The organism is Pseudovibrio sp. POLY-S9 (assembly GCF_001431305.1).
Taxonomy (GTDB): domain Bacteria; phylum Pseudomonadota; class Alphaproteobacteria; order Rhizobiales; family Stappiaceae; genus Pseudovibrio.
In genome coordinates, this window is the sequence record NZ_LCWX01000002.1 from 1 (window position 1) to 9,943 (window position 9,943).

The 9,943-nt window shown below is 50.9% G+C and carries 4 protein-coding genes; 3 read left to right on the forward strand and 1 reads right to left on the reverse strand.

The window, feature by feature from the left end; all coding sequences use genetic code 11:
• Positions 1-199: 199 nt before the first annotated feature.
• Positions 200-670, reverse strand: a complete 471-nt coding sequence (locus PPL9_RS00035) for an invasion associated locus B family protein (RefSeq protein WP_152986544.1) — start codon at positions 668-670, stop codon at positions 200-202.
• A gap of 175 nt (positions 671-845) precedes the next feature.
• Here PPL9_RS00035 and PPL9_RS00040 point away from each other — a divergent pair, with 175 nt between their 5' ends.
• From PPL9_RS00040 to PPL9_RS00050, 3 genes are all read left to right on the forward strand, one after another.
• The gene (locus PPL9_RS00040) at positions 846-3,164 is read left to right on the forward strand and encodes a filamentous hemagglutinin N-terminal domain-containing protein (protein ID WP_152986545.1); all 2,319 of its coding nucleotides are present in this window, start codon (positions 846-848) and stop codon (positions 3,162-3,164) included.
• A gap of 1 nt (position 3,165) precedes the next feature.
• The gene (locus PPL9_RS00045) at positions 3,166-4,872 is read left to right on the forward strand and encodes a ShlB/FhaC/HecB family hemolysin secretion/activation protein (RefSeq protein ID WP_057460728.1); all 1,707 of its coding nucleotides are present in this window, start codon (positions 3,166-3,168) and stop codon (positions 4,870-4,872) included.
• Positions 4,873-4,981: 109 nt separating this feature from the next.
• Positions 4,982-9,943: DUF637 domain-containing protein (locus PPL9_RS00050; protein ID WP_082596406.1), on the forward strand; the 4,962-nt coding region annotated here is incomplete at its 3' end.

Below are 9,943 nucleotides of genomic sequence, written 5' to 3' on the forward strand. Positions count from 1 at the left end.
CGGCAGTGTGCGAAAGCAGCCGGTCAACAGCTACTCCCCTCATCTACCGCAGGGCGCGTCTCTCCCCGACTCTACCGACCAGCCTGCAATCATAAGTCCCGACCCACTTTAAGTGCGAATGGCAGAAGAGCAGGCACAGTCCTCGCAAACATCCATTGTTTTTCTGACGTGACATTGATAGCAGCTTATTGTTTCTGCATTAGTTTTTGCTTCTGAGCTCTTTGAAGGTTTTTGTGAACCCCTTTAGGGAGATATCGAAACTTGCTTGATTGCCCTGAATATCCCTGATGCTGAAGATTGCGGTTTTCCCACGCTTGAAGCTATTCAGAAGAGACTTCGGCAGCGGAATACCAGCGTAGCAGCCATCAAGGTTACAAAACTCATAGGCAAATGCGTAACTCTTTCCTTTATCCACCTGTACGACAACTCCGGCCTTTAAAAACACCTGAAGCGGGGCCTGCACGAGCAGCGAGGGTTGTTTTCCAGCGAATACGCGCGCGACCAGCAGAGATCTTTTTTGCTCCCCATCCATCAGCGTTTGTGACATTCGGCAATTCTGCCCGTTACCTGCGGTTTCAGTGACTGCCTCACATAAAATCTGCCAGTCACTTTGCGGGCCAGCTGGTTCGGTAGTTACTTCTTTCGCTGTTGCGGACGTACAAAGCAGCATCAGAGCAATCAAATACGGAGTTGATTGCAATCGACTAAAGCTATGTTGGAAAAAAGAGCGCACGAACTGTCCTTCAGAAAAAGGTGGTTATTAGAGGCAGGTTTTCCTATGAATTGCGCTGCTAGGTAATTATTACAAGCGCATATTTCTAGATTTACCCGGTTTGGTGCACTTCATGACTTTGCGGAAATGGCTTTTGACAACCGCTGCCCTGCTGTCCGGCTGTTCTGTATCCCTGGCGGGATCCATCAGCATTGATGGGAAGACAGCCACATCTGTGAGCGTAGGCAGCGGCGGCAAACTGCACGTGGACATTGCTCCCGCAGATGGGAATGGCTACTCCCATAACACTTATAGCGACTTCAATGTTCCAAAGGTTGGCGCTGAGCTTGATAACACCGGCGTTGGTGCGCGCACGATCATCAATGAGGTCACCTCGCAGAACCGGTCTCTGATTGAAGGGCAGATTGAGGTCTTAGGCGCAAAGGCAGATGTGATACTTGCCAATCCCAACGGGGTCACGGTGAACGGTGGCGGATTTGTCAATACAGGACGCGCGTTGATCCTTGGCGGGGCAAGTGCCGGGGCTTTGGGTACCAAGTGGCGTTTTAACCTCAGTGATACCGATATTGAAGTTGGTCCAGAAGGCTTAACCGGAGCACTCGATGCGCTGGCTTTGATTGCAAAACGCGTTTCCATTTCAGGAGACATAGATGCAGGCCCTGGCGCTTTAACCGTAAAATCAGCTTTGGGACAGGTTGACGTTGATGCCAGTACTGAAAACTGGTTGTCACACCATAAAAAGGCTGATGCGACAGATGTACGACTGTTGATCTCTGCAGGGGCGCATTTGTCTGGTGGCCAGATTACGGTAAGTGCCGATGGTTCTGGAGCTGCAGTCAACATGGCGGGCAGCGGGCTGGCAAGAGCCGGCCACTTCATCTTAAGTGCAGATGGCAAGATCTCAACAACAGGGACTGTTGAGGCACAAAAAAGCGTTATTGTGACTGCCCGGGACATTGAAGTTGCCGGTCAAGAACAAGGCAAAGCCAGGATAAGCTCAACGGAGGAGGCTGTTTGGTTGCACGCCGGAAAAGACCTTTCGATCTCGCAGGCAGAGCTTGAAGGTGCGCATCAGTCCAGCTTTGGCATTGCCAGTGGTGGTGCCTTATCGCTTCTTGGAGAGCAAACCACAATCAGCAATGGACAGCTTCGCAGCTCTGGCAGCTACACCGAGCTCAAAGCGACAAACCGGTTAGAGCTTACTGGTACTACGGTTGAAAGTGAGAAAGAGCTGATCCTTGCAGCTGGTAGCATTTCTGGCAAGGATCTTACCTTGTCCACCCGGGAGCGTCTCAGTGTTCTGGCAACTGGTGCCATAAGCTTGAGCCAGACAATTGTAGCAGCAGATCTTGGACAAAGTTATGAGGGGGCAAGTTTCACCCTTGCCAGCAGCAGTGATTTTCGCTCGCAACTGACCTCCAAAACAGCAGGGCTCAGTTTCAAGGTCAGCGGTGATTTTGCCAATTACGGCGGATTGATTGAAGGTGAAAGTCAGACCTTTGGCGACCTGAACGCAAATGGCACTGTGTCAATTGATGCTGGTGGAGATGTTCTGAACGCCACGATTTCTGAAACCAGTATTGGTGCTGTGTTTGCCAAGAACGGGCAACTTTATGTGAACGCTGGTGGTGACATTCGCAACGACAGTGGTCGGTTACTTTCCAATAATGACATTTCTTTAAGCGCTGAGAACGGCCAGATTGCAAACCTGTTAAAAGGCACTCGGTCCGTCTCAGAGCAAAGAGAAACTTCCCGTGGTTCAAAACTGTTCGTGAGTTCCCAAAAGCGCTGGCAAGACCATGGCACATATGCAGCGGGCCGGGAAATCGGCCAGATCATTGGCCTTGGCGATGTAAGTCTGCAGGCCAATCAGATCCGCAACATCGGCGGCCAGATTAATGGTGCCGATGTAACTCTCACCGCCGGAGGAGTTGAAAACTCTGCCCGCCAGTTGGGAAGTGCCCGGTTTAAGCAATCCTGCCTCTGGTTTATCTGTCGGACTAAGGCAAAGTCCTCGCTTACGTTTGACGGTGGCCAGGTGAGCGCAACCGGGATGCTTAAGATCACAGCAACTGAACATTTTTTATCTCGCGCAGGTGTTTTAAACGGTGCGGAAGGTATTCAGATCAGCGCGCCTGAGATCACCTTTCAGCCCATCAATTATGTCGAATACTTCAATCTTCCTGGCGGGCCGCACAATATGTTTGCCGGCGCATCGCCTGTGACCTTGCACCAACAGCAACAGGCCCTTGTGTTCAGCAGTAAAGGCAAGATCCGGTTTGTCTCAGGTGGTGTTCTTACACTTGAAGACACAAACGTATTTGGCGATCAAGGCGTGGAATGGCCGGATAATGTGGTTCGTATCACCAGTGATCGCATAGCGCTTGATCCGACCCGGGCAGACATTGGCTGGCTTGGTGAGGTGCTTTAAGATGAGCTGCAATCTCAAAACGCGCCTTGCCCAGTCTGCAATATGCTTGCTGGGCTGTGCCATCCTAACCACGTTTACAGGCTCAGCACTTGCTCAGTTTGCAGAAAACCAGCCGGACCGGCTGCTGCGCGAGCGCGAGGAGCAGCAGATCCGCACACGGGCCAATGAAGCTGAGGAAGGCGTTAAGCTTGGCGCCACGCCGGACTTGCAGCCACACGTGTCCGGAGCCCCCTGTTTTCCTATCGATGCGATCAACGTTGAGGGTGCCACGCAACTGTCTAAACAGGGGGTCGAACGACTGATTGCTCCCTATGCCAATTCCTGTATGGGATTGGCAGATATTGACAATCTGCTGGTGACGATCTCGCAGGCTTATGTAGCGAAAGGCCTGATCACCAGCCGGGCTTATCTGCCCGATCAGGACATTAAAAGCCGCAAGCTCCATGTGGTTGTGGTCGAAGGGATTGTTGAAGACATTGCCTACGCTGAGGTGCGTGGTGAGGTCTTAACGGACGGACCAAAACGCAAAATCAAGCTGGCCCTGCCGATTAAACAGGGAGAGCTGCTCCAACTCCGTGACATTGAGCAGGGCGTGGACCAGATGAATAAATTGGCCTCTGCCAATGTGCAGCTTGATATTGCACCTGGTCAACAGATCGGCGGCTCGCAGTTACGTCTTGTAAACCAGATCGAAGATGAAACCCGGCTGACGGTGCGTACCAATTATGACCGCAGTCTGGGCTTTACCAACAAAACAGTTGATGTGCTGTTTGAGCAGGATGATCTGCTCGGGCTCAACGAAGCGTGGTTTGTTGGTTATTCGGGTAGCAACTCATCTAACTCATTGTCTGCCAGCCTGCGGGTTCCTTATGGCTACTGGGATACCTCAGCGTCGTTAAGCTACAGCGACAATGCACAAGTGCTAACCAGTTCCAGCTTGCTGTATTCTCCCACGCTTGCCGCCTCCTTGTCCGTAGACAGATTGGTGAAGCGCTCAGCAACACGCAAGCTTTATGTCAAGACGCAAGCGGATTATTCCAAGCTTCGCCGGTTCATCAACACCAGTGAGCTCAACGCTCAGGAGCTGGTCGGCTTTAGGACAGGCGTTGCCAGCGAGTTCTTTGCCAGTGGTTCTTATCTGCTTTTAGAGGCAGGAGCTAAAGTTGGCCATCAGCTCGAATTTGCTGGTAAAAGCCCAGGCGCTGTCCATCGTGAGTTCGCTATCTTCGATGCCCAGGCGGTGTACCGCAAAGGTCTGAATAAAAACCTGGCGCTGTTTGCCCATCTGCGGGGCCAATATGCCAGTTCGCCATTATTTTCCAGGGATCAGTTGTCGCTCGGTGGGATTGCCAGCATGCGCGGCCTCGGCGGGCTCAGCGTCAGTGGTGAGCAAGGCATGACTGGTACTATTGAACTGAGCATAGCCAACCCACTTGGTCCTGAAGATCTGGACTGGAAAAGCCAGTTTGGCAAAGCGCTACAGGATGTACTGATCACCACAAGGCCGTCCCTGTTTGCAGAAGGCGGCGTAGTGCGCAACATAGCTAGTGCTCAAACGGATTATGGTCTGTCAGCGGGCGTGAGCCTGAGCACCCGCTACAATGATCTGGCGTTGAGTTTTTATGCTGCAACGCCGGTGTTCCGATCAAAGCGTCTGGAAGATAACCATTATCAGCTTGGCCTGACAGTGAGCGCAAAACTTTTCTAGGTGTAAATTTCTCTTCATAAGATGCAACGATCCTACATTTATCGTTGCAATTTCGAGTTGAGGATAGGTAACAAATACTCGGTTCTTTGATTCAAGTTTAGGTTTGCCTATGTTTATCCGCGCTGCGTCGTTCCTTGGTCACACCCTCACCGGCTTCGCTTCGGTCATGATGATCATGCATCCGGTGATTTCTTACGGACAGGGGATCGTACCGAACCCTTCTGCGCCAAGAAGCTATCAGCCAGGCATAACAACCTCCGGAGGCGGCAAACCGACGATCAACATTGTCGCACCCAATGCTGGTGTCTCACACAACAAGTATCAGAGCCTGAATGCGACAGCAGGTGCGATCTTTAACAACGCTATCAGTTCCGGTACGTCTCAGACCGGCGGAACGGTTCAGGCCAACCCAAACCTGACCACATCCGGAAGCGCGTCTACCATTGTCAATGAAGTCAATGGCTCGGCCAGCTCACTGGCGGGCACCCTGGAAGTGTTTGGTCAAAAGGCCGATGTGATCATCGCCAACCAGAACGGCATTACCTGTAACGGCTGTTCATTCATCAACACCGGCACGGCAACACTTTCCAGTGGTGCAGTTGAAATCAACGGTGCTGATGTGGCCTTGCGGGTCAGCAAAGGTCAGGTGAAGGTCGGCCGCGGCGGCCTTACTAACACCGGTGGCAATGTGGCTCTGGTGGGCCGACACGTGGTTGTTGATGGCACTGTCAAGGCAGGTGGCAATATCACCGCTTCTGGTGGAGCGCAGCTCTACCAGCACGGTAGCCAGCAATCTGCGACAGCGCCAAGCACGCAAGCTCGCAGCAGTGAATACGCCGTCAGCGCCACCAGTTTTGGTGCCATGGAAGGCAGTAATATCCGCATCATAGGCAATGAAAGCGGACTGGGCGTAAAACTGGATAATGCAATCAAAAGTTCTGCCAGTCTTGGGGTTCACAGCAAGGGCAATCTCGATCTTGCCAATACAGCGACAGCACTTGCAGCTCAGATTACAGCAACAGGTGTAGCCCAGCTCAATGCGGCCAAACTGTTCATTGACGCAGGCCAAACCACAATTCAGTCTGGGCAGATTGAAATTGTCGCAGGTGAAACGGGAGCGCGGAAATCTGATGTAAACTTTGACGGTGATCTGAACATCAATGTTGCCGGTGATTTTGCTAATACCGCTGTGTTCCGAGTTGCCGGGGAGCTGAAAGTAACAACCGGTGGCAATATCACCAACACAGCCAAGCGAAAGAACGTTACCCTGACCGCCGAGCATGACTGCACGGAAGAGACCTGCGGCAAGCAAGGCGCCATACTTGAGCAGGCGGTTCTGTCAGCTGGTAAAGGTATGGCTCTCAAAAGTAGCGGTAAATTTGCAACCCTGGGAGCCAACATTACCGCCAACAACGACATTTCGATATCGGCTCAGGGCGATGTTGAGATTGCGTCAGCGTTTGACAAATATTCAATAAAGAGCCATTCAGAGGTCTATACAGAGAACCCGCCAAGTCAAATAATTCCGACTTGGAATGTAATTACCGATTCTCAAAGAGATTTTCTAATCCAAAAAGAGACCAGTATCAGTTCCAGTGCTGGTAATTTATCCATTCACGCAGATGGCGATCTGAGAATTTCGCCAGCAGATCTTTCTTCTGAAGGCGAGCTCTTATTGAGCACCGAAAGAACCATCGAACTTCAAGATAGTGAATTTGCAGATATCTACCTAACCGAGGACATTAAAGAAGATTTTAAACTACTTTCTATAGAGGGTGATATATTACAAGGCAGTACGAAAGAGTACACGAAAAAGACTAAGTTAAATGACAATTATGAAGTACCCAATATTATTAATATTAATACTTCCCAACTATCTATTTCATCGCAATATGACATTGTAATTAGTAACGCATCTTTGGCGTTGAATAAAAGCAATGCTACACTTATTGCTGAAAATGATTTCGCCAACACTGGTGGGGCCCTTTCTGTAGGAGGTCCCCTTTCTATTTTTGCAGGTCGCGACATTATCAATGAGGCGACGAAAGAAACATTCACACTTACACAAGAGGACCATGATTGCCTGGGCGCAGCCTGCGGCAAGGAAGGCTTTACCTTTGAAGAGGCATCTCTCAAGGCCGGTAAAGGCTTGTCGCTTTATGCTGGCCGCGATCTAAAAAATATCGGCTCTGAACTGACAGCAGACGAGTTTGTCTATCTTCAGGCTGGCAATGACATTCTCAATGACGCGGCGACCGGAAAATACACCACAAAGGATTGGCAGGACACTGATAAGCGCGGTGATAAATGGGGGTTCTATCGGGCTTACATTCACAAAAAGAAGTTTGACGAAGAAGGTGTCTTAAAAACCAGTACCATTACTGCCGCAGATGGACCGGTTCAGCTCAAAGCCGGGCATGATATCTCCAACAAGGGCGCCCTCATTCAGGCCGAAGGCAGCATCAAGCTAGATGCGGGCAATGACATTCGCCTGCAAACGGCCTCTGAAGAACTTAAGCACCTCGATTATTATAAGAAGACTAAGTCCCGCCTGTTTGGAGCGATCGACAGCGGTGAGATCGAAAACAGCACCGAATACAATGAGTTCGGAAAGGTCCGCGGTGTCATTGATGGTAACAACGTAGCGATCAACGCAGGCAACAACATTCTCGTCAAGGGCGCATCGGTTCTTTCGAAAGATCAGTTGCATCTGTCTGCCGGCAACTCTCTGGTGATCCTGCCGGACACAGATCGCACCTATAAAAAAATCATTCGCAAGAAATCAGGCCTCTTCGGTTACTTCCGTGATGACTATGAGCGGGTGACAGACACCACCAAGATTGATCCCTCCAAGCTGGAGGCAGACAAAGATCTGGAGCTCGTCGCCGAAAACGGTGACATCTATGTGGCTGGTGCACAGCTGACCGCAGGCGAAGACATCAACCTGTCCGCGGAAAACGGCTCTATTACCATGGGTGTGGCCAAGGAAGTGGAGTTTGAGGACACCAAGACCTACACGGACAATGGCCTGTGGTTTGTTGCAAAGAATTACGGCTCACTGACAGAAAACATCATCCACAATGAGCTTTTGGCAGGCGGTACAATCACCTTCACTGCGGGTGATGGTATTACCGTTGAATATGAAGACAATGGTGACCTCAATGCAGCGCTTGACGCCTTTGCCAAGTCACCTGAACTCGCCTGGATGGCGCAGCTTCGCGACGACAACCGGGTTCAATGGGATGCTGTTCAGGCCGCTCTGGAGAACTGGGACTATAAACAGGAGGGGCTGACAGCACCAGCTGCGGCCTTGATTGCACTGGCCGTAACTCTTGCCACTGCTGGCGCAGCAGGAACGGCTGCAGGTGCAGTTGTTTCAGCCTTGGGTATTGCAGAAGGGTCTGCAGCTGCGGTTGCCCTCGAAGCAGCCCTTGCTGCTGGCATGAAGTCTCTTGCCTCACGTGCAACTGTTTCTCTTATCAATAACAAGGGTGATATCGGGAACGTTCTTGACGAACTCGGATCCGATGAGGCGCTGCGCTCACTTGCGACTACAATGGTCACTGCCGGGGTTAGCGCTGGCCTGACAAAAGTTGCAGGATTGGATAAGTTCAATCCAGAGACAGCAACCTCACTCGAAATCTTCACGCATAAGCTGCAAACCAGCCTGATCAATGCAACAGTTGGCGCTGCCGTTAGCACAGCTATCAATGGCGGCAAACTAGAGGATGAGTTGATCCAGGGTTGGTCGCGAGCCATGGTCATGTCTGGTCTGGCTGCCATTCAAAATGAAATTGGTAACATTGCTGTAGATTACGAACTCGAAGAGGGCTCCCTTGAGAAAATCATCGCACATGCTGCCTTTGGCGGGCTCGCTGCTGAGCTTTCTGGTGGTGAGTTTGTAGACGGGGCGCTTGCCGCCACGGTTGCCGAACTAACCAGCTCCACCATTGGTGGATTGAACTTAAGTGCAGACCAGCAAATTGAACTGCAACGCCTCATCACCACGGCTGCCTTGCTGCTGCGCGGAGCGGATGTAGACGATGCTCAGCTCGGTGGCGACATTGGTGCATCACTGCACGAAAACAACTATCTTAATCATGAACAGATTGCGATAGTCGAAGAACTAATGCGCAAGAAACTGGCTTGCGGCGCGTTGAGTGCAAATTGCTCTGACGAGGAAATTGCAGCGCTCAACCAGCAACTTGATGACTGGCGAGAGGTGTCAAAGAACCAAACTCTTGCTGCCCATGATATCTGTAGTCAGGGCCCAAGCGCTCAGTGTAGCGCGATCCTCTATGAGATTGAAAACTATCTTCAGTGGGATCGTATTATTGAGGTAGGTGCGGTTGCAGGACGCATTGGCAATCCAGAGTTCAACGTTGATCCGGCAACGCTATTGACTGGCACAAACGCAACTCAGAATCTCGATTTGTTCATTCTCGAAGCCTATCAGAAGATGCAGTCCGGCAAACTCACTTCAGAAGAGGCAAGTCGAGAGCTGATTGGTTCAATCGTTCAAAGTAACGGGCGTTGGCAAATCGCCATAGGTGCCACAGAGATAGCAGCAGTTGTTGGAATATGTGGTTCTGGAGCGGGAACATTGGCGTGTGTTGCAGCACTAGCTTCAGGAACCGTCGCAGTTAACAGAACTGTAGAAGGGGTGCAGCAAGCCTGGACTGGTGATCCTGAAGTTGTGTCTGCCATGGAGCAGCTCCTGATCGCAGGTGGTTTGAGCGCAGAAGAAGCCGCTCAAATGCGCAGCAACATCGAAACAGGAGCAGCCGTTCTTGAGATAGCTGTAGGTGGATACGCTATCCTGAAACATGCTGGAAAACTGAGTTATCATAAACTACCTCGTTCTGTTTCTGGTGTCGCTTCTGGACCAGCTCTTTGCTTTATTGCCGGAACACCAGTTCTTACCGTCAACGGCTATAAAAACATCGAAGACATCAAGGTTGGAGATCGTGTTATCTCCCGTGATGACAAGTTGAAAGTCACGACGGCTAAACCCGTGACGAAGCTGTTCAGGAACAATAATAAGCAAATCTACTCAGTTTCACTGCAAAAT

Excerpts from the sequence above, each read along its gene's own strand:
- PPL9_RS00045 (WP_057460728.1), top strand. The coding sequence starts at position 3,166 with ATGAGCTGCAATCTCAAAACGCGCCTTGCCCAGTCTGCAATATGCTTG.
- PPL9_RS00035 (WP_152986544.1), bottom strand. The coding sequence starts at position 670 with ATGCTGCTTTGTACGTCCGCAACAGCGAAAGAAGTAACTACCGAACCA.
- PPL9_RS00040 (WP_152986545.1), top strand. The coding sequence starts at position 846 with ATGACTTTGCGGAAATGGCTTTTGACAACCGCTGCCCTGCTGTCCGGC.